The sequence below is a fragment of the Pseudomonas sp. HY2-MNA-CIBAN-0224 genome (genome assembly GCF_040310285.1).
GTDB lineage: Bacteria > Pseudomonadota > Gammaproteobacteria > Pseudomonadales > Pseudomonadaceae > Aquipseudomonas > Aquipseudomonas helleri.
In genome coordinates this window covers 1-515 of record NZ_JBEOPQ010000157.1, presented here as the reverse complement: position 1 = coordinate 515, position 515 = coordinate 1, and the positions used below count along the sequence as shown (strand labels likewise).

At 36.9% G+C, this 515-nt stretch carries 1 protein-coding gene; it reads left to right on the top strand.

What is annotated here, in order from left to right:
• Nucleotides 1-397, top strand: a 397-nt coding sequence (locus tag AAEZ03_RS25820; protein ID WP_350582561.1) for a DUF4917 family protein, incomplete at its 5' end; no start/stop codon positions are given.
• Between the last annotated feature and the right edge of the window lie 118 nt (nucleotides 398-515).

Sequence of the window (515 nt, the reverse complement as noted above, 5' to 3'; positions counted from 1 at the left end):
GGGTAACAGCGATGGTTTGCTTGAAGCAATACTAAGAGCATGGCAATCTGAGCAGGTAGTTCCACTATTTGTTAGTGAAGGTACATCTAAGCAGAAAATAAATTCAATACGAAGTAGTAGCTATTTAAATACGGTTTATAGAGAGGTTCTCACTACTTTAGAGCCTTCTTTAGTTATATATGGATGGGGATTATGGGAACAAGATATCTATATTTTGGAGCGTATAGCCTTGTCCCAAGTTCGGAGTGTTGCAGTTTCAGTTTATGGGAATGATCAGGCCTATTGTAATAGAGTAAGTCATATTATACATCAAATACTAGGAACCCAAGTTCAAGTGAGTTTTTTCCTTAGTAATAGCTCAGGAGTTTGGAATAATGCTATAGTCAATCCAGAATAAAATTAGTACAACCCATATCATGAAACAGCTTAGGTAAATTATTCTCCATCCACCCTTGTCGTAGAAACTTAGCCTGTGCCCATTTTTTTTCAATAGGGTTTAAATCAGGGCTGTAAGG